At 69.7% G+C, this 21,218-nt stretch carries 22 protein-coding genes; 11 read left to right on the top strand and 11 right to left on the bottom strand.

What is annotated here, in order from left to right; genetic code table 11:
• Window positions 1–31: 31 nt before the first annotated feature.
• Window positions 32–1,228 carry a phosphoglycerate dehydrogenase gene (gene serA / locus ACTVCO_RS11230; RefSeq protein WP_443728514.1) on the top strand — a complete coding sequence of 399 codons (1,197 nt, stop codon included), beginning with the start codon at window positions 32–34 and terminating at the stop codon, window positions 1,226–1,228.
• 125 nt (window positions 1,229–1,353) lie between these two features.
• Here the strand turns inward: serA and ACTVCO_RS11225 are convergent, their stop codons facing one another.
• The 3 genes from ACTVCO_RS11225 to ACTVCO_RS11215 form a co-directional block, all read right to left on the bottom strand.
• Complete coding sequence (locus ACTVCO_RS11225) at window positions 1,354–1,530, bottom strand: DUF5302 domain-containing protein (RefSeq protein ID WP_443728513.1); 177 nt, start codon at window positions 1,528–1,530, stop codon at window positions 1,354–1,356.
• A gap of 106 nt (window positions 1,531–1,636) precedes the next feature.
• Window positions 1,637–2,146 carry a transcriptional regulator NrdR gene (gene nrdR, locus ACTVCO_RS11220; RefSeq protein WP_443728590.1) on the bottom strand — a complete coding sequence of 170 codons (510 nt, stop codon included), beginning with the start codon at window positions 2,144–2,146 and terminating at the stop codon, window positions 1,637–1,639.
• 97 nt (window positions 2,147–2,243) lie between these two features.
• Window positions 2,244–2,627: a LysM peptidoglycan-binding domain-containing protein gene (locus ACTVCO_RS11215; protein WP_443728512.1), complete on the bottom strand. Its 384-nt coding sequence runs from the start codon at window positions 2,625–2,627 to the stop codon at window positions 2,244–2,246.
• Window positions 2,628–2,841: 214 nt separating this feature from the next.
• On the opposite strand from ACTVCO_RS11215, the gene lexA reads away from it, so the two are divergent.
• Window positions 2,842–3,582, top strand: coding sequence for a transcriptional repressor LexA (gene lexA, locus ACTVCO_RS11210; protein WP_443728511.1), 741 nt, complete (start codon window positions 2,842–2,844; stop codon window positions 3,580–3,582).
• Window positions 3,583–3,720: 138 nt separating this feature from the next.
• Here lexA and ACTVCO_RS11205 read toward each other — a convergent pair whose 3' ends face one another.
• From ACTVCO_RS11205 to hflX, 3 genes are read right to left on the bottom strand one after another with little or no spacing between them, the layout of a single operon-like run.
• Window positions 3,721–4,710 carry an L-lactate dehydrogenase gene (locus ACTVCO_RS11205; protein WP_443728510.1) on the bottom strand — a complete coding sequence of 330 codons (990 nt, stop codon included), beginning with the start codon at window positions 4,708–4,710 and terminating at the stop codon, window positions 3,721–3,723.
• Window positions 4,711–4,768: 58 nt separating this feature from the next.
• Window positions 4,769–6,811, bottom strand: coding sequence for an ATP-dependent DNA helicase (locus tag ACTVCO_RS11200; protein WP_443728509.1), 2,043 nt, complete (start codon window positions 6,809–6,811; stop codon window positions 4,769–4,771).
• Between the two features lie 40 nt (window positions 6,812–6,851).
• Entirely contained in the window at window positions 6,852–8,357 is a 1,506-nt protein-coding gene (gene hflX, locus ACTVCO_RS11195; protein ID WP_443728508.1) for a GTPase HflX, read from the bottom strand.
• A gap of 147 nt (window positions 8,358–8,504) precedes the next feature.
• Here hflX and ACTVCO_RS11190 point away from each other — a divergent pair, with 147 nt between their 5' ends.
• Window positions 8,505–9,119 (top strand): class I SAM-dependent methyltransferase, encoded by a 615-nt coding sequence (locus ACTVCO_RS11190; RefSeq protein ID WP_443728507.1) that lies wholly within the window; start codon window positions 8,505–8,507, stop codon window positions 9,117–9,119.
• Window positions 9,120–9,130: 11 nt separating this feature from the next.
• On the opposite strand, the gene dapF is transcribed toward ACTVCO_RS11190, so the two are convergent.
• Entirely contained in the window at window positions 9,131–10,069 is a 939-nt protein-coding gene (gene dapF / locus ACTVCO_RS11185; RefSeq protein ID WP_443728506.1) for a diaminopimelate epimerase, read from the bottom strand.
• Window positions 10,066–11,031: a tRNA (adenosine(37)-N6)-dimethylallyltransferase MiaA gene (gene miaA / locus ACTVCO_RS11180; protein ID WP_443728505.1), complete on the bottom strand. Its 966-nt coding sequence runs from the start codon at window positions 11,029–11,031 to the stop codon at window positions 10,066–10,068. Before miaA ends, dapF begins: the two co-directional genes overlap by 4 nt.
• Window positions 11,032–11,074: 43 nt before the next feature.
• Here miaA and ACTVCO_RS11175 point away from each other — a divergent pair, with 43 nt between their 5' ends.
• The 3 genes from ACTVCO_RS11175 to ACTVCO_RS11165 all read left to right on the top strand — a co-directional run bounded on the left by ACTVCO_RS11175 (window position 11,075) and on the right by ACTVCO_RS11165 (window position 12,805).
• Window positions 11,075–11,629 (top strand): YbjN domain-containing protein, encoded by a 555-nt coding sequence (locus tag ACTVCO_RS11175; protein WP_443728504.1) that lies wholly within the window; start codon window positions 11,075–11,077, stop codon window positions 11,627–11,629.
• Between the two features lie 118 nt (window positions 11,630–11,747).
• Entirely contained in the window at window positions 11,748–12,311 is a 564-nt protein-coding gene (locus ACTVCO_RS11170; RefSeq protein ID WP_443728503.1) for a YbjN domain-containing protein, read from the top strand.
• Between the two features lie 8 nt (window positions 12,312–12,319).
• Complete coding sequence (locus tag ACTVCO_RS11165; protein WP_443728502.1) at window positions 12,320–12,805, top strand: YbjN domain-containing protein; 486 nt, start codon at window positions 12,320–12,322, stop codon at window positions 12,803–12,805.
• Window positions 12,806–12,849: 44 nt separating this feature from the next.
• On the opposite strand, the gene miaB is transcribed toward ACTVCO_RS11165, so the two are convergent.
• A complete protein-coding gene (gene miaB, locus ACTVCO_RS11160) occupies window positions 12,850–14,469 on the bottom strand; it encodes a tRNA (N6-isopentenyl adenosine(37)-C2)-methylthiotransferase MiaB (RefSeq protein WP_443728501.1) in 1,620 nt (539 codons plus the stop codon).
• 159 nt (window positions 14,470–14,628) lie between these two features.
• On the opposite strand from miaB, the gene ACTVCO_RS11155 reads away from it, so the two are divergent.
• From ACTVCO_RS11155 to ACTVCO_RS11140, 4 genes are all read left to right on the top strand, one after another.
• Window positions 14,629–15,402 carry an amino acid ABC transporter ATP-binding protein gene (locus ACTVCO_RS11155; RefSeq protein ID WP_443728500.1) on the top strand — a complete coding sequence of 258 codons (774 nt, stop codon included), beginning with the start codon at window positions 14,629–14,631 and terminating at the stop codon, window positions 15,400–15,402.
• Between the two features lie 62 nt (window positions 15,403–15,464).
• The gene (locus ACTVCO_RS11150; RefSeq protein WP_443728499.1) at window positions 15,465–16,274 is read left to right on the top strand and encodes a glutamate ABC transporter substrate-binding protein; all 810 of its coding nucleotides are present in this window, start codon (window positions 15,465–15,467) and stop codon (window positions 16,272–16,274) included.
• A 130-nt stretch (window positions 16,275–16,404) separates the two neighbouring features.
• On the top strand, window positions 16,405–17,040 hold the full coding sequence (locus tag ACTVCO_RS11145; protein WP_443728498.1) for an amino acid ABC transporter permease: 636 nt from the start codon (window positions 16,405–16,407) through the stop codon (window positions 17,038–17,040).
• Window positions 17,037–17,900, top strand: coding sequence for an amino acid ABC transporter permease (locus ACTVCO_RS11140; protein ID WP_443728497.1), 864 nt, complete (start codon window positions 17,037–17,039; stop codon window positions 17,898–17,900). Before ACTVCO_RS11145 ends, ACTVCO_RS11140 begins: the two co-directional genes overlap by 4 nt.
• A 32-nt stretch (window positions 17,901–17,932) precedes the next feature.
• Here ACTVCO_RS11140 and ACTVCO_RS11135 read toward each other — a convergent pair whose 3' ends face one another.
• A complete protein-coding gene (locus ACTVCO_RS11135) occupies window positions 17,933–18,631 on the bottom strand; it encodes a helix-turn-helix transcriptional regulator (protein WP_443728496.1) in 699 nt (232 codons plus the stop codon).
• Window positions 18,632–18,704: 73 nt separating this feature from the next.
• Here ACTVCO_RS11135 and ACTVCO_RS11130 point away from each other — a divergent pair, with 73 nt between their 5' ends.
• Window positions 18,705–19,445 (top strand): alpha/beta fold hydrolase, encoded by a 741-nt coding sequence (locus ACTVCO_RS11130; protein WP_443728495.1) that lies wholly within the window; start codon window positions 18,705–18,707, stop codon window positions 19,443–19,445.
• A gap of 119 nt (window positions 19,446–19,564) precedes the next feature.
• On the opposite strand, the gene ACTVCO_RS11125 is transcribed toward ACTVCO_RS11130, so the two are convergent.
• Window positions 19,565–21,058 (bottom strand): HD domain-containing protein, encoded by a 1,494-nt coding sequence (locus ACTVCO_RS11125; RefSeq protein WP_443728494.1) that lies wholly within the window; start codon window positions 21,056–21,058, stop codon window positions 19,565–19,567.
• Between the last annotated feature and the right edge of the window lie 160 nt (window positions 21,059–21,218).

Genomic DNA, 21,218 nt, shown 5'->3' with positions numbered 1-21,218 from the left:
GTCCGCCCCCGCTCGGGTCGATACTGGCCCCGTGCCTACCGCCCTTCTCCTCGAAAACCTCCACCCGCTCGCGACCCAGATCCTCACGGCTCATGGGATTGAGGTCGTCAACCACACCGGCGCACTCGACGAGGACGATCTCATCGCCGCTCTCGACGGCGTCGACATCCTCGGCATCCGCTCGAAGTCGACCGTGACCCCGCGCGTGCTCGAGCACGCCTCGCAGCTGAGCGTCATCGGCGCCTTCTGCATCGGGACGAACCAGATCGACCTTGCGGGCGCTGCGACGCGTGGCATCGCCACGTTCAATGCGCCGTTCTCCAACACCCGTTCCGTCGTCGAGGTCGCGATCGCCGACATCATCGCGCTCACGCGTCGCCTCACCGTCTTCAACGACGAGATGCACGCCGGTGTGTGGAACAAGTCGGCGACGGGCGCGCACGAGGTCCGGGGCCGCACGCTCGGCATCATCGGCTACGGCAACATCGGGACCCAGCTCTCGGTCCTTGCCGAGAACCTCGGCATGTCGGTCGTCTTCTACGACTCCGCGGAGAAGCTCGCGCTCGGTAACGCGCGTCGCATGGAGACGCTCGACGAGCTGCTCGAGATCTCCGACATCGTCACCCTTCACGTCGATGGCCGCGCGGGCAACGCGGGTATGTTCACGGCGGAACACTTCGGACGCATGAAGCAAGGTTCGATCTTCCTCAACCTCTCGCGCGGGTTCGTTCCCGACTACGCGGCTCTGCGTGACGAGATCCTGGCGGGCCGCATCGCGGGTGCCGCGGTCGACGTATTCCCGCAGGAGCCCAAGCGCAAGGGTGACCCGTTCATCTCCGAGCTCCAGGGGCTGCCGAACGTCATCCTCACGCCGCACACGGGCGGATCGACCGAGGAGGCGCAGGAGGCGATCGGGCAGTTCGTCGCGACGAAGATCCGGGACTACCTCGCAACCGGTTCGACCACGCTGTCTGTCAACCTCCCGAACCTCGCGCTCGAGCACACGGGTGCGAGCCGCCTCACGTATCTGCACCGCAACGTTCCCGGCGTGCTCGCGAAGGTCAACCAGATCCTTGCGGCGCACGACGTCAACATCGTCGGCCAGCTCCTCGGCACGCGTGGCGACATCGGGTACGTCGTCACCGACGCGGGTTCGACCATCTCGACGGATGCTGTCACGGAGCTGTCCCAGCTCGAAGCAACCGTCCGGCTGCGGCTTCTCGACTGAGCAGGCGCGGCGCACGGACGCGTGACCGTTGACGCTCGCCCCTCGCATGACATCGGGCCTGCACCTCTTGCGAGGTGCAAGCCCGATGTCATATGGATGCGTCACGCGGCGCAGGGCGTGCGAGCTCAGCCAGACTTACGACGGAAGGTCCGCTGCGTGCTTCCCACGGTCTCGGAGCCGTGAACGGCCCCCGTGTTGGATGCGCCGTCTGCGGTGCGCTCGTTGCCCTTCTTCGCGGCGAGAGCCGCACGGAACTTCTCCTTGATGTCCTCAGGGACAGAACGATCATCGTGGTCAGCCATGGGCGCCTCCTCGTCAGCTACCGCGGGTGCGGCAGGTCTACCCTCTCTCGCGGGCGGCCCCGGTGCCAACTAGATATGCGCCCGCGGATGCCGCACGGACCGCCGCTCAGTCCTCGAGCCCACCGTCCGGGCTGCCCGTCCCGCCGCTGCTCGCGACCTGGGCGGCGGACTCATGGTCCGCGCGCAACGCAGTGATCGCTGCCTCAAAATCATCGAGCGAGCCGAAGTCCTGGTAGACGCTGGCGAACCTCAGGTAGGCGACCTCGTCGAGATCCCGCAGCGGGCCAAGGATGGCCAGGCCGATCTCGTTGGCGTCGATCTCGGCGCTCCCTGCGCCCCTGATCGACTCCTCGACCCGTTGCGCGAGCAACGCGAGATCGTCATCGCTCACGGGCCGACCCTGGCAAGCCTTCCGAACGCCTGCGGCGACCTTGTCGCGCGAGAACGGTTCTGTCGCACCCGACCTCTTGACGACCGTGAGACTCGACGTCTCGATCGTCGAGAAGCGCCGCCCGCATTCGGGGCACTGACGCCGGCGCTTGATCGAGAGCCCGTCATCGGACGTGCGGGAGTCGACGACGCGGGAGTCGGAGTTCCGGCAGAACGGGCAGTGCATGGGCGTCCTCACGGGATGTCACATCGGCGGGCACCGCGACTCTAGGCCCGCTCGCTGCATGGCGCAAGAAGGCGCGCCATGCGGAACACTGCCACCGCTACTTGGCCTCGACCACGGGGACGACAAGCTGGCGGCCCGCTGCGATCTGCGATCCTGTCAACCCGTTGAGCCGCGCGATCTCGCGTAGCGCAACCCGCACATCGTCACCCGGTGACGTCACCGACGATGCGATCGCCCAGAGCGACTCACCCGCACCGACCGTGCGCACGGTCACCGCCTGGGCGCCCTGCGGCGCATCGGCAGTTGCCTCACCGGCGAACCACAGCCCCACGGGGAGGAAGGTCAGCGCGACAAGGGCGCCGAGCACGAGCCGACCGCGTCGCGTCAGACGCAGCGGTGCGTTCTCAGCCTGCGGTGCCGCGCGCCGCACCTGCGCGACGCGGGTCGTGCGGGGCGAGGCCGCCAGGCTCATGGTGCTCATCTCGATGCTCCTCCGTCTGCCGAGACCCTTCCGCTGAACGGAAGCCCCTCGAACGCATGTACGTCGAACGGTTGTTCTATTTCTAGCAGCCGGGAGGGACATTGTCGAGACACGATCGAACGGGTGTTTGAACCGGACCGCGCGCTCCCCTAGGCTGACGAGCGACAGCCGACCACGAGCCTCCGACATTCGGAGGGCGACGAGGGAGCAGCACGTGACGCAGACAACCTCCGGGACCCCCGGGCCCGACGCACCCGCGGCACGGGCACTGACGGGACGCCAGCGTGCCGTGCTCGAGTGCATTCGCGCTTCCCTCAGCGACCGCGGCTACCCGCCGACGATGCGCGAGATCGGTGCGGCGGTGGGGCTCACTAGCCCGTCGAGCGTCAAGCACCAGCTCGAGGCGCTCGAGCGCAAGGGCTTCGTGCGCCGCGACCCCAACCGCCCGCGCGCTCTCGAGATCGTTCAGGCGAACGACGCCCGCGTCGTCGCAACCGAGCTCTCGCCCGTGACGGACGCAGCAGAGCGTCCCTCACCACGCATCGTGCATGACTCCGCAGCCGAGGCCGACTCCCGGCCGCAACCGTCGTACGTGCCTCTCGTCGGCCAGATCGCGGCCGGCGGTCCGATCCTCGCGGAGCAGGTCGTCGAGGACGTCTTCCCGCTCCCGCGTCAGCTCGTCGGCGACGGCGAGCTCTTCATGCTCAAGGTCCAGGGCGACTCGATGATCGACGCGGCCATCTGCGACGGCGACTGGGTCGTCGTCCGACGTCAGCCGGTCGCCGAGAACGGCGAGATCGTCGCCGCGATGATCGACGGCGAGGCCACGGTCAAGTCGTTCAAGCGCACGTCGGGGCACGTCTGGCTGCTGCCGCACAACAGCGCGTACGCGCCGATCCCTGGCGACGACGCCCAGATCCTTGGCCGCGTCGTCTCCGTGCTCCGCGCGCTGTAGCCCCGAGCGCGCCGCAGACCCCGCATCGGCCCCGCCCGTCGGGGCCACGGTCCGCACGACGGCGAAGGCCCCCTCCTCCGAGGGGGCCTTCGCCGTTGTGCACGCATGCCCGACGCGAACGTCGCGCAAGCGCCTCGCCTAGAACCCGAACTGCCGCGCGACCGAGCGCAGCTTGTCCGCCGACGTCTTCAGCCCGTCGTACTCGGTGTCAGAGAGCGGCACCTGAAGCTGCTCGTACACGCCGCGACGACCAACGATCGAGGGCACGGACAGGCAGACGTCAGAGATGCCGTAGTAGTCGGTGAGAAGCGCCGAGACAGGGAGCACGGAATGCTCGTTGTTGAGCACCGCCTCGATGATGCGGGTTCCCGCGAGCCCGACCGCGTAGTTCGTCGCGCCCTTGCCCTCGATGATCCGGTAGGCGGAGTTCACCACCTCGTGCGCGATCCGCTCACGGTCCGCGTCGCGCAACGGGCCGTGGTGCTCGGACTGACGGTTCCACTCGCGCAGCGGGACCGCACCGATCGTCGCAGAGTCCCACAGGGGAATCTCTGTGTCGCCGTGCTCGCCCGCGATGTACGCATGAACGTTCTGCACGGCAACGCCGCAGTGCTGTGCAATGAGGAAGCGCAAACGCGAGGTGTCGAGCACCGTTCCGGACCCGAACATCTGGCTCGGCGGCAGCCCCGAGATCTTGAGCGACGCGTACGTCACGACGTCGACGGGGTTGGTCACCATGACGTAGACGGCGTTCGGAGCAACTTCGACAAGGCCCGGGAGGATCCTGCGCATGAGGTCGATCGTCGCGCCCGCCAGCTCGATCCGCGACTGACCCGGCTTCTGCTTGGCGCCCGCCGTCACGACCACGACGTCGGCATCCGCGCACACCGCGACGTCGTCCGACCCGATGACCTGAGCCTCGGGAACGAACTGCACGCCGTGCGACAGGTCGAGGACCTCCGCCTCCACCTTCGCGGCGTTGATGTCCAAGAGTGCGACGGTCCGGGCAGCACCCCTCATGAGCGCCGCGTACGCGAGCGTCGAACCGACGGCCCCCGCTCCGACCACGGCGAGCTTGGTCGTGCGCAGGGCAGTGTGCTCGTCGCGTTCCGGGCTGATGTTCGGCATCGTTCCTCCACGTATCGATGTGTCGATCGGCAGCCCGCAGGGACCACCTACGCACACCCTAGTCAGGGGTGTGGTCGCTGGTGAGCCTACGGAGCGCCGAGAGGACGACCGCGCGGTCCGTCGTCGGCCACAGCGGCGGCATCGACTGGGTGAGGAACGACCCATAGCGCGCGGTGGCAAGTCGCGAGTCGAGGACGGCGACCACACCACGGTCAGCCTGCGTCCGCACCAACCGCCCCGCTCCCTGCGCAAGCAGGAGCGCAGCGTGCGTCGCCGAGACGGACATGAAGCCATTGCCACCCGCTGCTGTCACGGCCTCGGTCCGGGCTGAGCGGATCGGGTCGTCGGGCCGCGGGAAGGGGATCCGATCGATGAGGACGAGGCTGCACGTCGCGCCCGGGACGTCGACGCCCTGCCACAGTGACAGGGTGCCGAACAGGCACGTCGCCTCATCCTCGGCGAACTGCTTGACGAGCGTCGGCAGCACGTCGTCGCCCTGACACAGAACCGGGACGTCGAGGCGCTCACGCATGGCTGCCGCAACCGTCTCGGCGGCACGTCGTGACGAGAACAGACCCAGGGTCCGGCCCCCAGCCGCCTCGATGAGCTCGGCGATCGTGTCGAGCTGCGCCTCGGTCGCCGGTTCGCGGCCCGGTGCCGGCAGATGCCGGGCGATGTAGAGGATGCCTTGCTTCGCGTAGTCGAACGGGGTCCCCACATCAAGGCCGTCCCAGCGCCGCGCGGCGCCGTCGTCGGCCCCCGCGAGCCCGAGCGACCGCGCCACGTGCTCGAAGGAGCCCCCGAGGCTCAGCGTCGCCGACGTGAAGACACCCGTCCGCTCCGCGAGCAACGCGGTGCGGACAAGGCCCGAGACACTCATCGGGGCAACATGGAGGCGCGTCGCACCACCGGCCTCCCACGAGCCACGCGAGCACCACAGGACGTCGTGCCCCGAGGGATCTGCTGCCATGCGCTCGGCGGTCTCGAAGAGCACGAGAACGCCAGCCTGAGCGACCTTGAGCGCGCCGTCGGCGTCGGACCGGGGCTCGGGGCGCAGCGCGGTGAGCAGCTCACGCGCCTCGTCCCGCACGCCGCCGACCGCCGCCCGCACGCCCTCAGGAAGGCCGCGCGGCAGACGCCCCTCGGGCAGGTCCATCAGCAGCGCGCCAAGGTCCGCGGCCGCTCGGTCGAGCGCGGCCGTCCCGATGCCCTGCCGTCGGACGAGCCGAGCCGCTTGATCGATTGAGAGGGCCGAGAGCTCGAGGGTCGCCTGGCTCGTCATCCGGTCCGTGAGCTCGTGTGCCTCGTCGACGACGAGCACGCTGTGCTCGGGCAGGACGCCGGGCGACCCCGACGCCGCAATGCCGAGCATCGCATGATTGGTCACGACGACGTCCGCGTCGCGCGCCTGAGCCCGCGCGCGCTCCGGGAAACACTCAGCGAGCAACGGGCAGCGAGAGCCGAGGCACTCCATCTTCGTGAGCGACACCTGACGCCACGCACGCGCGCTCACGCCCGGGACGAGATCGTCACGGTCGCCCGTCGTCGTCTCCTCGGCCCACTCCCGAAGCCGCATGACCTCACGCCCGAGTCGCTTGATCGCGCTCTCGTCGCGCGGGCCACCGTCATCGTCGAGCGGATCCGGGGCGGAGCCCGCGTCCGGCAGGTCGAAGAGAGCGGTCCCTGGCTCTTCCGGGTAGCCTCCTGAGACCTTGTGAAGGCACAGGTAGTTCTGCCAGCCCTTGAGAAGCGCGACGCGGAGCGGCCGCGGCAGGCGGTCGGCGAGCGCCGTCGCGACGAGGGGCAGGTCACGGGCGAGCACCTGACGCTGAAGCGCCAGGGTCGCGGTCGAGACGACAACACGCTCGTCGCGGGTGACAGCGTGGTGGACCGCGGGCACGAGGTAGCCGAGCGACTTTCCTGTTCCCGTCCCGGCCTGGACGAGCAGGTGCTCGCCGGTCGCGAACGAGTGCGCAACCCGCTCGGCCATGACCCGCTGGCCCTCGCGCGCGCTGCCCCCGAGGGCCGCGACGGCGACGTCCAGCAGGCCGAGGACCTCACCGGTGACGTCGGGTTCGGGGTCGTCGGAGGTCGGGGTCACCGCGTCATCCTACGCACCCGTGGCGCTCGGCCCGGTCGGCTCAGTCCTGGTTGAGGGCGACCGCCACTGCCTCGAGCTCTGTGGCCAGAGCCTCTCCTGCACGGCCCTTGAGGCGCGTGCCCGCGGGCGTGTGCTCCTCGAGGTCGATCTCGCCCTCGTGGTGCATGCGGTGGACAAGGTCACCTCGCGTATAGGGCACGACGAGGTCGATGTCGCGGTCGGGACGCGGCAGGGACGCGGCGATGTACGCGAGCAGCTCGGTCAGGCCCTCGCCCGTGTGCGCCGAGACGACGAGCGTGCGCCGCTCGCGTCCCCTCACCCGCGCGATGACCTCGGGGTCCGCTGCGTCGGCCTTGTTGAGGATGATGACCTCGGGCACGTCGAGCGCACCGGGGATATCAGCGAGAACTGCCCGCACGGCGGCGATCTGACCCTCGGGGTCAGGGTGCGAGACGTCGACGACGTGGAGGAGCAGGTCGGCGTCGGCCACCTCTTCGAGGGTCGACCGGAACGCCTCGACGAGCTGGTGCGGCAACGACCGCACGAAGCCGACAGTGTCCGCGAGCGTGTAGATGCGCCCGTCGCTCGTCTGAGTCCGCCGCACGGTCGGGTCCAGCGTCGCGAACAACGCGTTCTCGACGAGCACGCCCGCGCCCGTCAGCGCGTTGAGCAGCGACGACTTGCCGGCGTTCGTGTATCCCGCGATCGCGACCGCGGGCACCTCGCCCTTCTTCCGCGAGGAGCGCTTCGCCTCGCGTGCGGGAGCCATCGCGGCAATCTCGCGCCGCAGCTTGGCCATGCGGTCGCGGATGCGGCGTCGGTCAAGCTCGATCTTCGTCTCTCCGGGACCGCGCGACCCCATGCCTGCGCCCGCGCCACCGACCTGGCCACCCGCCTGGCGTGACATCGACTCACCCCAGCCACGCAGGCGCGGCAGGAGGTACTCGAGCTGGGCGAGCTCGACCTGGGCCTTGCCCTCTCGCGACTTCGCGTGCTGCGCGAAGATGTCGAGGATGAGAGCCGTCCGGTCGACGACCTTGATCTTGACGATGTCCTCGAGCGCACGACGCTGGGACGGCGCGAGCTCACCGTCGACCACGACCGTGTCCGCGCCGACGGCGGCGACGATCTCAGCGAGCTGGGCGGACTTGCCCTTGCCGAGGTACGTCGAGGGGTCCGGGGTCGCGCGGCGCTGCAGCAGGCCGTCGAGAACTTCTGAGCCAGCGGTCTCGGCGAGGGCCGCGAGCTCACGCAGCGACACTTCGGCTTCGGCCGACGAGCGGCCGTGCCAGAGGCCCACGAGCACGACCTTCTCGAGGCGCAGCTGGCGGTACTCGACCTCGGTGACGTCCTCGAGCTCGGTCGAGAGACCGGCGACGCGACGCAGCGCGGCTCGTTCGACGAGGTCGAGCTGCGCACCGTCGGCGCTCGTGTGGATCGTGGAACCTTCATCGACCGCGGTCCCAGCCCGTGCCAGCACGCGCGCGACGACGTCGTCGGCGATGTCGCGCTCGGTGCGCGAGGGCTCGGGTGAGGATTGCGTCATGGAGTTCCTTCCGTCGGGGTGGTGAGCACCAGCGTGTCACGCCGACCGCCCTCGAGCCCACTGATTTCGCGCGCGGCGTGACCGAGGGCACGCGCGAACGGCCGGGACGCAGCACGAACGGTACGGCCGACGCACTAGGCTCGCGGGGTGAACGAGGACCATTACTTCACTGCCGTCCCGGCGTCAGCCGACGAACGCCGCCACCTCACCGTGACCCTCGCGGGTCGCGAGGTCGAGGTCGAGACGGCGACGGGTGTCTTCTCACCCGGCCACATCGACCTCGGGACGCGCGTCCTCCTGCGGACCGTGCCCACGCCGCCGGCCACGGGAGACCTGCTCGACCTGGGCTGCGGCTGGGGACCCGTCGCTCTGACGATGGCTCTGGAGTCTCCCGACGCCACGGTCTGGGCGGTCGACGTCAACGAGCGTGCGCTCGACCTCGTCCGACGCAATGCGACGCGGCTCGGGCTGACCAACGTCAGGGCTGTCCGTCCGCAGGACGTGCCCGCCGACGTGCGGTTCGCCGCGGTGTGGTCGAACCCTCCCATCCGTGTCGGCAAGGAAGCCCTGCACGACATGCTGCGGACATGGCTGCCGCGACTCGCCCCGGGCGCCGCGGGCCACCTCGTCGTGCAGCGCAATCTTGGAGCCGACTCCCTCTCGGCCTGGATCGACCGCGAGGTGGCGCCGGGCACTGCGAAGTGTGCGTCCGCGAAGGGCTTCCGTGTCCTCCTCGTCCCCGGGCCAGCCGAGGTCGCGTAGCGAGTTGGCCGTCAGGCCTCGGAGCGACCGCGCAGCAGCGCCGCGACGTCGACCTCACCATGACCGACGAGCTCCGCCGGCCCCGACAGCTCGACCCGTGACCCCTCGAGCATGCGCACCGTGAGCGTCCCCCCGGGCACGTCGACGCGCCATGTCCGTGGCGCGTCCGCCCCGGCCCACGTGGCCACCGCGAGCGCGGCCGCGCATGCCCCGGTCCCGCAGGACCGGGTCTCCCCCACGCCCCGCTCGTGGACTCGCATCCGTACGTGCCCGTGCGTGGCCCCGTCAGCGGCGAGCACCTCGCCCAGCGGAACGACGAGCTCGACGTTCGTGCCGTCGTCGGGCACGGGCGTGACCCGGGGTGCGCGGATGAGGTCGAGGTCCGCCAGGTCGGCGACGGACGCGAGCGCGACAACGGTGTGGGGGTTGCCCATGTCGACCCTGAGCGCGGGGCGTTCGCCCTCGAGACCGACGACGCTCACGAGGGCGTCGTGCCCCGCGGTGCGCGCCGTGTCACCTCCGGGCAGCCGCCACGTTCCCATGTCGACGGCATAGCCGTCGGCCGTCGCGGTCACGTACCGCACCCCCGCACGGGTCCCGATCGCGAGGCGTGCACCGCCCGTGAGGTCAACGAGGCCGAGGTGGACGAGGAACCGGACGAAGACGCGCACGCCGTTGCCGCACATCTGGGCGACGGAGCCGTCGGCGTTGCGGTAGTCCATGAACCACTCGGCCGCGGGGTCGGCCGCCAGGACCGCTGCGCCCTCGGGAAGATCCGCGGACCGGACGACGCGGATGACGCCGTCGCCGCCGAGCCCCGCACGACGGTCCGCGAGCGCACGGACGAGCGCGGGCGTGAGGTCGAGCGTCGCCGTCCGGTCGTCGAGGAGCACGAAGTCGTTCTCGGTTCCGTGCCCCTTGGTGAAGGCGAGCGTTGCGGGAGCGGTCATGAGCCCAGGCTACGGCGCGTCGGCTTCGTGGTCTCAGGGATGTCCAGGGTCCCGGCCTCGGCACGCTCGACGACGTCGAGTGCTTGGTCGAGGCGGTCGGGGGCTCCCGCGGGAAGCCAGACCGTGCGTGGGTCGCGGCCGAACCAGCCCATCTGCTTGCGTGTCAGGCGGCGGGTCGCGGCAATCGTCTGCTCGCGGGCGTCGGCCGGGCTGAGACGTCCCTCGAGGTGCGCGAGCGCTTCGGCGTAGCCGACAGCGCGGCGCGCGGTGCGTCCCATCCCCGTCGCGACGAGCGTGCGGACCTCCTCGAGCAGGCCTTCGTCCCACATGCGGTCGACGCGCGTCGCGACCCGAGCGTCGAGCTCGTCACGTGGCAAGTCGAGCCCGATCTGCACGGACGGCCGGACGTGCTCCTCGACGGGAAGGTGTGCGCTGAACGGCTCACCCGTGAGCTCGATGACCTCGAGGGCGCGGACGATGCGCTTGGTGTTGCCCGGCAGGATCCGTGCCGCTGCGTCGGGGTCGCGCCGCGCAAGCTCGTCGTGCAGGGGCCGGGTCCCTTCGGACTCCGCCCGGGACTCGAGGCGGGCCCGCACCGCGGGGTCGGTCGGCGGGAACTCCATGCGGTCGAGCAGTGCTCGCACGTAGAGACCGGACCCGCCGACGACGATGGGGCGCAGGTGCGCGGCGCTCAGCTCGGCGAGGTCGCTCCGGGCCTCGCGCTGGTAGACGGCGACCGACGCGTCCTCGGCCGGGTCGAGGACGTCGAGCTGACGGTGGGGCACGCCGCGGCGCTCGTCGGCCGTGAGCTTGGCGGTGCCGACGTCCATGCCGCGGTAGAGCTGGTAGGCGTCGGCGTTGACGACCTCGCTCGCGCCGAGCGCGAGGGCGAGGTCGACGCCCAGGTCGGACTTCCCGGTTGCGGTGGGGCCGACGACGGCGACCAGGAGCGGTTGTCTCACGAGGCGTGATGCTATCGCGCGAGCGTCACGGGCCCCCAGTAGGGTGACGTCGACGCAGGTCGACCGTCTGCGTGCTCGCGTCGGTGCCGTGCCGATGCTCGACGACCAAGGGGACGACATGGGCTTCTTCACCAAGGCGGAGTCTGCTCCGCCCGCTGCCAACGTGCCGGTCACGCTCGACCGCATCCAGGCATTGCTCGCGGCCGCGGAGTGGAAGACCGGGGTCGACGACGACGGCGACGTGTTCGGTGTCTGGGACGGCCACCTCTTCTACTTCTTCCTCATGGGTGAACGCTCCGAGATCCTTCAGGTCCGTGGACGCTACGCGGGGACTGTCCCCCTCGGCGCTGAGGGTGAGGTTCTGCCCTACCTCGACGGTCACAACCGCGACCGCATCTGGCCCAAGGTCTATTCGCGCGCAGACTCCTCGGAGATCGGTCTCTACACGGAGGTCTCGACGGACCTCGAGCACGGCGTGGCCGACGACCAGCTCGACCAGCTCCTCAAGTGCGGTCTGTTCACGGGCCTGCAGTTCTTCGAGACGTTGTCGGAGTCGTTCCCCGCGTGGGCGCCCACGACGGACGGCGCCGACGCGTAGGGCTTTGCCGGGTGGGGGCGGGCACGTCGCTCGCCCGGACGACCGGCTCGGATCACGCGTTGAGCGAACGGTCGTGGACCGCCCCGCCAAGGGGGCGCAGAACGACTAGCCTGCTGGCATGCCTTTCTGGAGTCGTCGGCCCAAGCGCCCCTCGGAGCCGTCTGCGTCGCAGCCCGGGTCGCCCGCGCCCGTCTCGCCGTTCGACGGCGCAGACCCGTCCCCGACGACGTCCGACCCGGATCTGTTCCCGACCCCGTTGAGCTCCGAGCGGCTCGCACGGATCCTGCGCGCCGACGGCGCGCACTTCGGCGTCGACGACGACGGCGACTGCATCGGCTTCTGGCAGCTGCGCATGTTCCTCTTCGTCCTGTACGGAGAGTCGCCGACCTTCCTGCAGATCCGTGGGACGTGGAGCCGTGAGGGCAGCATCGAGCGCCTCGACGAGATCCTCGACTTCATCAACGACTGGAACACCGATCGCATCTGGCCCAAGGCGTACGCGCGGGTCCGGGACGACGGGGCGGTCTCGGTGAGCGCCGAGGTCGCCGTCGACTTCGAGAAGGGCGCGAACGACGCTCAGATCCGCCAGGTCGTCCGCTGCGGGCTCGCGTCGGGAACGTCGTTCTTCGACGCGCTCGACGAGCGTTACCCCGACCCCGTCGCCCAGTCCCCCGCTCTGTGAGGTCTCCCGTGCCACTGCCGACGTCCGGCCCTGTGCCGCTGCCGCTGTCCCGTGAGATGGTCCGCGGTGTTCTCGATGCTCATGACTTCCACTACGTCACCGACGACGACGGTGACTTCGGTGGCAACTGGGGCGACCACCGCGTGTGGTTCATGCTCATGGGCGACAAAGAAGAGATCTTCCAGGTGCGCGGGACGTGGGCCCGCTCCGTCGGTGAAGATCACCGTCCGACGCTCCTGCGCGCACTCAACGAGTGGAACCGTGAACGCGTCTTCCCCAAGCTGTACGCGCGTCTCAACCCGACGACAGAGCTCCTCGACGTCCACGCCGAGTCCTCGACGGACCTCGAGCACGGCGTCACGGCCGAGCAGCTCGACGTCATCCTCATGTCGGGCCTCGAGACCGCGATGATGGCGTTCGAGCACCTCGACGAGCAGGCCCCCGCGTTCGGGCTGCCCGAGGTCTCTGGGGACGACTCCTCGGACGAGGTCTGACGCCGTACCGATCGCGGCCGGTCCGCGCTAGGAACGTCGGACGGCTAGGAACGTCGGACGATCGGAAGGCCGAGCGGCACGGGCGTTCCCTGTGCGGCGCCTCCGCCGTGAGAGTGCTCGTCACCGCCCAGGCCGAGCCGGGCGCGCTCACGGGCCACCCAGGCGTCGCCCGATCGCGTGCGGCGCACCGCGAACGTGTCGTCAGACGCCGGGCGGTCAGCCACGAGATGGTAGGGCGCGGTGCGCGTGATGCTCGCGACGACGAGGTCGCCCGGGCGAGGCAGGAGCGGGTGCGGCTCGTCGGCCAGGCGGGGGTCGTCGAGACCGTCGGCCTGCCGCGGAGCGGACCCGGGCAGCTCGACGTGGACGAGGCGGTTGTCCTGCGCGCGGCCGGTGACGCGGTGCGTCTCACCGTCCTTGCGGCCCGTGCTCTCGGCGACGAGGATCTCGACCTCGCGCCCGAGCTGCGCGGCGGACTCTTCCTCGGAGATGCGGTCCTGGAGCGCGGTGAGCCGTTCGAAGCGCTCCTGGACGACCTCCTTGGGCAGCTGGTCGGGAAGATCGGCCGCGGGCGTCCCGGGACGAGGCGAGTACTGGAACGTGAAGGCGTTGGCGAAGCGGGCAGCCTCGACGACGCGGAGCGTCCCCTGGAAGTCCTCCTCCGTCTCGCCCGGGAACCCGACGATGATGTCGGTGCTCACCGCCGCGTCGGGCATCTGCGCCCGGACCTTGTCGAGGATCCCGAGGAACTTCTCCGACCGGTAGGAGCGGCGCATCGCGCGCAAGATCCGGTCTGAGCCCGACTGCAGCGGGAAGTGCAGCTGCGGCATGACGTTGGGGGTCTCGGCCATCGCATCGATGACGTCGTCCGTGAAGGCGGCCGGGTGCGGGCTCGTGAACCGGACGCGCTCGAGGCCCTCGACCTGACCGCACGCACGGAGCAGCTTCGCGAACGCCCCGCGGTCGCCGAACTCGACGCCGTAGGAGTTGACGTTCTGCCCGAGCAGGGTGACCTCGATCGCGCCTGCGGCCACGAGCGCCTCGATCTCGGCGAGCACCTGGCCCGGTCGGCGATCGCGTTCCTTACCCCGAAGACGAGGAACGATGCAGAAGGTGCACGTGTTGTTGCAGCCTACGGAGATCGAGACCCAGCCCGCGTAGACGGACTCGCGGCGCGTCGGGAGGGTCGAGGGGAAGACCTGGAGCGACTCGGCGATCTCGACCTCGGCAGCCGCGTTGTGGCGGGAGCGCTCAAGCAAGACCGGCAGGGCGTCGAGGTTGTGGGTCCCGAAGACGACGTCGACCCACGGGGCACGGTCGACGATGCCCGCGCGATCCTTCTGTGCGAGGCAGCCGCCGACCGCGATCTGCATCCCGGGGCGTCCGCGCTTGATGTCCGCGAGCTGACCAAGGTTGCCGTAGAGGCGGCTCGCCGCGTTCTCGCGCACCGCGCACGTATTGATGACGACGACGTCGGCGCGGCTCGCGGCCTCGTCCTGCGCCGTGGCGCGGACGTAGCCCGCGTCCTCGAGCATCCCGGCCATGTGCTCGGAGTCGTGGACGTTCATCTGGCAGCCGAGCGTGCGCACCATGTAGGTGCGTGCGGCTGAGGTGTCGGCGGCCGGTGCGGCCGACGTGGCGTGGGGTGCGGGCGTCGTGGACATCGCGGTCCATCCTAAGCCGCGCTCCGCTGCCCTCGTGAGCCGCCTCGAGCACGGCGACCGACTGCTCCCGGGTGAAGCACGGGGTGACTTTGCCATGTTGTGACGCATCCGTGACCTCTCGCTGTGGCGCGCATCACAGCAGGTCAGTACGGTCGACAGATGGACGACGTCACAGGTGGGACCAACGACCCGGGCGGCAGCCCTCTTGTCGAACTCATCGACGTGCAGAAGCACTTCGGAGAGCTCCATGTCCTCAAGGACATCAACCTCACTGTCCGCAAGGGCGAGGTGGTCGTCGTCATCGGCCCCTCCGGGTCAGGCAAGTCGACCTTGTGCCGCACGATGAACCGGCTCGAACCCATCGACTCGGGGATCATCCGCGTCGACGGCAAGGACCTCCCCGAAGAGGGCCGCGACCTCGCCCGGCACCGCGCCGACGTCGGCATGGTGTTTCAGTCCTTCAACCTCTTTGCCCACCGCTCGGTCCTCGACAACATCACGCTCGGGCCCATCAAGGCGCGGCGCATCCCCGCCGCCGAGGCCCGAGCCGAGGCCCTCACCCTGCTCGAACGTGTGGGCGTCGCCGACCAGGCGCACAAGCTCCCCGCCGCGCTCTCCGGCGGTCAGCAGCAGCGGGTCGCGATCGCTCGGTCCCTGGCGATGCACCCCAAGGTCATGCTCTTCGACGAGCCCACGTCCGCGCTCGACCCCGAGATGATCAACGAGGTCCTCGACGTCATGATCGACCTCGCGCACGAAGGCATGACGATGATCGTCGTCACCCACGAGATGGGGTTCGCCCGCAAGGCTGCCGACCGCGTCGTCTTCATGGCGGACGGTCACATCGTCGAAGAGGCCACGCCCGAGGAGTTCTTCACGGCACCGCGCTCCGCGCGCGCCAAGGACTTCCTCTCGAAGATCCTCACCCACTGAACCCTCACGCCCGACGGCATCGCCGTCATCAACCGCCACACGGTCGACTCAAGGAGAAGCACATGCGCACCAAGGCCATCGCCGCCCTCGGTTCTGTCGCACTCGCCGCAACCCTGCTCACAGGGTGCGGGGGTGACAGCGACGACGGGATCACCATCGGCATCAAGTTCGACCAGCCCGGGCTCGGGCTCAAGACCGGGGACGTCTACTCGGGATTCGACGTCGACGTCGCCCACTACATCGCCAAGGAGCTCGGCTTCGAGGCCGACCAGGTGACGTTCAAGGAGTCGCCCTCTCCGCAGCGCGAGAACCTCCTCCAGTCGGGTCAGGTCGACATGATCGTCGCGACCTACTCGATCACCGACTCGCGCAAGGAGAAGGTCTCGTTCGCCGGACCCTACTTCGTCGCCGGCCAGGGTCTCCTCGTCCAGGAGAGCAACACCGACATCACCGGGCCTGACTCGCTCAACGGCAAGAAGCTCTGCTCGGTCCAAGGATCGACCCCGGCCCAGCGCATCAAGGACGACTTCGCCAGCGAGGTCCAGCTCCAGGAGTTCGACACCTACTCCAAGTGCGTCGAGCAGCTGAGCCAAGGCAATGTTGACGCTGTGACGACGGACGACATCATCCTCGCCGGCTTTGCTGCGCAGCCGCAGTACGCGGGCAAGCTCAAGGTTGTCGGCGAGACCTTCTCGCAGGAGAACTACGGAATCGGCCTGAAGAAGGGTTCCGAGAGGTGCGGGGACGTCACCGACGCCATCAACAAGATGATCTCGTCCGGCGAGTGGGCCAAGGCCCTCGAAGCCAACACGGGGGCGTCGTACACGCCGAACGCGACGCTCAACCCGCCCACGCCTGCCGCCTGCTCGTGACCTCGTCCCGTCGGCCGCGCGCAGCGCGCGCGGCCGACGGGCCTCTCCCCAGGAGGCGATCACCCTGTCCCAGCTCACCCAGGCCGTCGGCACGCTGTTCAGCGACTACAACGTCCTCGCCGCATTCTGGATGACGGTCAAGTTGACGTTCTTCTCGCTCGTCGGCTCGCTCGTCATCGGGACGCTCCTCGCCGTCATGAGGGTCTCACCGATCCCGTCCCTGCAGGTCGGCGGTGCGACGTACGTCAACCTCGTGCGCAACACGCCCCTCACCCTCATCATCGTCGGCTGCTCCCTCGGCCTCTACACGCAGCTGGGCCTCGTCCTGGCCAACCCCGAGTCGGGCACCTTCATCGTCGACCAGAACTTCCGCCTTGCCGTCGTCGGGCTCGCGCTCTACCACGCAGCCTTCGTGTGCGAGGCGTTGCGGTCGGGCGTCAACACGGTGCCGTTGGGCCAGGCAGAAGCAGCCCGGTCGATCGGACTGACGTTCAGCCAGTCGCTCAGGCTCGTCGTCCTGCCCCAAGCCTTCCGCGGTGCAGTCGCACCGATCGGCAACGTCATCATCGCCCTGACGAAGAACACGACCGTCGCCGCGACGATCGGCGTGGCCGAGGCCTCGTACCTCATGAAGGTGATGATCGAGTTCCGACCTGACGTGCTCTTCCTCATCTTCGGCATCTTCGCGCTCGGGTTCGTCTGTCTCGTCCTTCCCGTGGGCCTTCTCATGACCGCGCTCTCGCGCAGGCTGGCGGTGGCCCGATGACGACGGCATCACCCCTCTTCGACTCCCCCGGCCCCCGGACGCGCCGCACCTTCGCCGTGGCCAACGTCGCGGCCGTCGTGCTTCTCGCGGCCGGGCTCGTGTGGATCGCCTGGATGCTCAACCGCAATGGCCAGCTCACTGCTGCGAAGTGGTCCCCGTTCCTCGAGGGCTCGACGTGGCGCGACTATCTTGTGCCCGGTCTGCTCGGGACGCTTGGCGCTGCCGCCATCTCGGTCGTGCTCGCTGGCGTCGTCGGGGTTGTCCTAGGCCTCGGCAGGCTCTCCGAGAACCGCTGGGTCGCGGGTGTTGCCGGCGCGATCGTCGAGTTCTTCCGCGCAGTCCCCGTCCTTCTCATGATGGTCTTCTCGTACTGGCTCCTGGTGAACTACCAGCTCGTGCCGTCGGACCAGCTGGCGCTCACCGCTGTGGTCATCGCGCTCACGGTGTACAACGGCGCGGTCGTTGCCGAGCTGGTGAGGTCGGGCATCATGTCCCTGCCCAAGGGGCAGCGTGAGGCGGGCCTGGCGATCGGCCTGACGCACGGCCAGACGGTGCGGACGATCCTCCTGCCGCAAGGTGTCGTGGCGATGCTCCCGGCGCTCGTCAGTCAGCTTGTCGTGGTCGTCAAGGACTCCGCGCTCGGGTATCTCATCGGCTACTCCGAGCTACTGCGCCAGGCGGAGTACCTCTCGACGAACTTTGCCAACTACATTCCCTCGGTCATCGTCATCGCGGCGATCTTCATCGCCGTCAATGCAACGGTTGGCCTCCTCGCCGACAGGCTCGCCCGCAGGTTGCGGTCGCGCACGTCAGGCGCGGTGCAGACCCAGGTGCCAGGACTCGTCGCAGCCGACGACTGACGTCGACCCACGGACGTCCACGGCCGGGCGCCTCACCGCGCCCGGCCGTGGACGGGGCGCGCGCTCGCGGGCGGCTCACCGACCTCGGCAACCGTGTGGCCGCTGCACGCAGCGCCCGTGACGTCGGCGCGCTCGATGCGGTCGAGCGCGAACCATCGCATCGCGTCACGCAGCAGGCACCAGCCGACGAGATACCAGCGGCCGTGACGCGAGGCGAGCAGCACGGGCTCGACGTCGCGCGTCGTCGTGTCTCCGGCCCCCGACACGTAGCACACACGGACGACGCGCTGCTCGGCCAGCGCCTGCTCGAGCGGGCTCATCACCGCGCGTGGAACCGCGGTCGCAGGGTCGATCCACACGCGTCCGGCAAGGTCGACGGCCCGCTCACGGGTGCGCGTGTCGAGGACGTCGAGGATCTTCTGAACCCCCGCGCCCGCAAGGTCGGCGAACGGCGCGTCGGCCGCCGCCGCAACCGCGGCGAGGAGCGCAACAGCCTGTTCCGGGGTGAGCGTCACGGGCGGGAGAGACGCCTCCCCTGCCAGGCCGTAGCCGCCACCCGGCCCACGGCGTGCCCACAGCGGCGCGCCTGACGACTCGAGCGCGTCGAGGTCACGCATGACCGTGCGCACCGAGACGCCGAACTCTGCCGCAATCCGTTCCGCGGTCATGCCCCGGGCGCCGCGGCGCCGCAGCAGCTCGGAGAGTGCGTGGAGACGCTCCGCACGCTTCATCGTGACCTCCGCGCCAAATTCATGCCAGAGATCATGACACACCGCTGTCCGGGGGGCCTGGCACGCTCGGGGCATGACGACCCCAACCCGCCGTCCGACTGTCCTTCTTCTCGCTGGCTACTGGCTCGGCGCATGGGCGTGGGACGAGGTGCTTCGGCACCTCTCCCCCGTCCACCCCGACGCCGTCGCGCTCACGCTCCCCGGGCTCGACCCGCACGAACCCCGCTCCGCCGCGGCGACGCTCGAGGACCAGGTCGCCGCAATCTTCGACGCGCTGGAAGGCGACGGGGTCTCGGCCGAGCAGCCCGCCGTGCTCGTTGCGCACAGCGGCGCGAACGCGCCCGTGAGCGTCGTGCTCGACCGAGCCCCGGACCTCGTGCGGCGTGTCGTGTGGGTCGACTCCGGACCCGCGGCACCGCGCCCCTCCGGCATGGAAGTCTCGGCGATGGACGCACCCGGGCTCGACCTGCCGCCGTTCGACGTGCTCGGGCAGGAGTCGAGCCTCGAGGGCCTCGACGACGACGCACTCGAACGGTTCCGGGCCCTCGCGATGCCGGAGCCCGCCGGTGTGGTGCACGCCGAGGTTCGGCTCACCAACACCGCCCGTCACGCCGTCCCGACGACGCTCGTGTGCTGCTCGATCCCGGGCGCCGTCATGACCGAGCTCGCAGCCGGCGGTCACCCGATCTTCGCCGAGGTCGCTCTGCTCGAACGCGCCGACGTCATCGACCTGCCGACCGGGCACTGGCCCATGTGGAGCCACCCGGCGGACCTGGCGGAGATCATCGCCACGGTGGCCGCGCGAACGGTGTGACTCGGGCGCTCACGGCGCGGCAACCATCCAGCGCGTACGCAGCAGGCCCTGGACTGTTCCCTCCGGGCCCGCTGCGTCGCGCGGGCGGGTCGGTCCACGGTCCTGCGGAGTGGTGACCGTCAGCCGGCGGTCGCGGTCGCCCGGAGCTCACGCACGACGGTAACGCGCACCTCGCCGGGGACGGCCTGGGTCTCGACGATTGCGGAGGCGATGCGTCCGGCGAGGGCTTCGAGGTCGTCGTCACCGACAAGGTGCGGCTCGACGATGACGCGCACCTCGTGGCCGGATGCGAGCGCGAGGGCACGCGCGACGCCGGGGTGGGCGGCGACGGTGCGCTCGAGCGCCTCGAGGCGTTCGACGTGCGTGTCACCGTCCTCGCGGCGCGCACCTGGTCGGGAGGCAGAGATCGCGTCAGCGATCTGGACGATGACGGCTTCGACGGATTCCGCGGGAACTTCACCGTGGTGCGCGGCGATCGCGTTGACGATGAGCTCGCTCTCGCCGCACTGCCGGGCGAGGTCGGCTCCTGCGCGGGCGTGCGACCCTCGTTCGCCTGCGGGGATGGCCTTGCCGACGTCGTGGAGGAACGCGGCGCGTGCCGCGGACTCCGCATCCGCCCCGACCTCTGTGGCGATCGCATGTGCGAGGAGGGCGCACTCGACGAGGTGCTGCTGGACGACCTGACCGTAGGAGGTGCGCAGGCGAAGGCGGCCCACATGGTCCTCAAGGTCAGGGTGGAGCGGGCGCACCCCGGCCTCGTCGATCGCGTGGCGAGCTGATTCGCGGCTGCGCTCTTCGGCTTCGCTCGTCACTGCAGCGACGACGCGCTCCATCCGATCGAGGTTGATGCGTCCGTCAGCGAGCATGCGTTCGAGGCTCTGCTGGGCGATCTCGCGGCGCTCTGCGTCGAAGCTCGAGACCTGCACGTGATCGTCGGACTCGTCGACGATGAGATTGACGCCTGTGAGCGCTTCGAAGGCCCTGATGTTGCGACCGTCACGGCCGATGATCGGTCCTTTGAGGTCGGGCGACGGAAGCGGGACGACGGCGACGGACAGCTGGCTCGACGTGGCGACGGCAAGTCGCTCGATCGCGGTCGTGAGGATCGAGCGCGCACGCGCCTCGGACTCGGCGCGGAGCCGCCTTTCGGTGCGCCGGTTGCGGGCCTCGATCTCACGCGCGGCCTGCTCGGCGAGCCTCTCCGTGAGCGCTGTCCGGGCGTCCTCGGCTGTCATTCCGGCGAGCTGACCCAGCTCGTCGAGCATGCGGACGTCGTGGGTCGCCCGTCGTTCGGCGAGCTCGACCTCATGCGTCGCAACGAGCTCGGTTCGCGCCTCGAGGCGTTCGCTCAGCTGTTCGGCCCGGGTGCGCTGGTCGGCCAGCCGCACGCGCTCGGCTGCCAGCGCGGCGCGCTCATCGTCGAGCCGGGCCGCTCGGCGGTCGGCTTCTTGTGCCCGGGACTGTGTCTCCTCGCGGAGAGACGCGACGTCCTCACGGGCTTGGGCACGCACTGCTGAGGCTTCGCGGCGGGCCACGAGCACGAGGATGAGAGCGACGAGGCAGGCGAGGAGGAGCACGAGCACAAGCAGGAGGGCAGGCCATCCATCGATCACGACATCACCTCCCTCGTGCGCTGCGACGGTCCCCGTCGCGGTCGTCTTCTCAAGAGAACGTAGCCGAACGCGCCATGGTTCCGCGTGCAAGAAAGTCCGACGCGCTGAGTTTCGAACATCACCTCCACAGGACGGGGGCCGAGACATGAGCCACGTGCGT

Origin of the sequence: Sanguibacter sp. A247 (assembly GCF_052324925.1) — a bacterium.
In the GTDB taxonomy this organism is placed as follows: Bacteria; Actinomycetota; Actinomycetes; order Actinomycetales; family Cellulomonadaceae; genus Flavimobilis.
Note: the sequence above shows the minus strand (reverse complement) of the source record. Positions and strands in the feature narration are given on the sequence as shown.

Excerpts from the sequence above, each read along its gene's own strand:
- ACTVCO_RS11225 (WP_443728513.1), bottom strand. The coding sequence starts at position 1,530 with ATGGCTGACCACGATGATCGTTCTGTCCCTGAGGACATCAAGGAGAAG.
- nrdR (WP_443728590.1), bottom strand. The coding sequence starts at position 2,146 with ATGCACTGCCCGTTCTGCCGGAACTCCGACTCCCGCGTCGTCGACTCC.
- ACTVCO_RS11215 (WP_443728512.1), bottom strand. The coding sequence starts at position 2,627 with ATGAGCACCATGAGCCTGGCGGCCTCGCCCCGCACGACCCGCGTCGCG.
- ACTVCO_RS11205 (WP_443728510.1), bottom strand. The coding sequence starts at position 4,710 with ATGCCGAACATCAGCCCGGAACGCGACGAGCACACTGCCCTGCGCACG.
- hflX (WP_443728508.1), bottom strand. The coding sequence starts at position 8,357 with ATGACGCAATCCTCACCCGAGCCCTCGCGCACCGAGCGCGACATCGCC.
- dapF (WP_443728506.1), bottom strand. The coding sequence starts at position 10,069 with ATGACCGCTCCCGCAACGCTCGCCTTCACCAAGGGGCACGGAACCGAG.
- ACTVCO_RS11170 (WP_443728503.1), top strand. The coding sequence starts at position 11,748 with ATGCCTTTCTGGAGTCGTCGGCCCAAGCGCCCCTCGGAGCCGTCTGCG.
- miaB (WP_443728501.1), bottom strand. The coding sequence starts at position 14,469 with ATGTCCACGACGCCCGCACCCCACGCCACGTCGGCCGCACCGGCCGCC.
- ACTVCO_RS11155 (WP_443728500.1), top strand. The coding sequence starts at position 14,629 with ATGGACGACGTCACAGGTGGGACCAACGACCCGGGCGGCAGCCCTCTT.
- ACTVCO_RS11150 (WP_443728499.1), top strand. The coding sequence starts at position 15,465 with ATGCGCACCAAGGCCATCGCCGCCCTCGGTTCTGTCGCACTCGCCGCA.
- ACTVCO_RS11145 (WP_443728498.1), top strand. The coding sequence starts at position 16,405 with ATGACGGTCAAGTTGACGTTCTTCTCGCTCGTCGGCTCGCTCGTCATC.
- ACTVCO_RS11140 (WP_443728497.1), top strand. The coding sequence starts at position 17,037 with ATGACGACGGCATCACCCCTCTTCGACTCCCCCGGCCCCCGGACGCGC.
- ACTVCO_RS11135 (WP_443728496.1), bottom strand. The coding sequence starts at position 18,631 with ATGAAGCGTGCGGAGCGTCTCCACGCACTCTCCGAGCTGCTGCGGCGC.
- ACTVCO_RS11130 (WP_443728495.1), top strand. The coding sequence starts at position 18,705 with ATGACGACCCCAACCCGCCGTCCGACTGTCCTTCTTCTCGCTGGCTAC.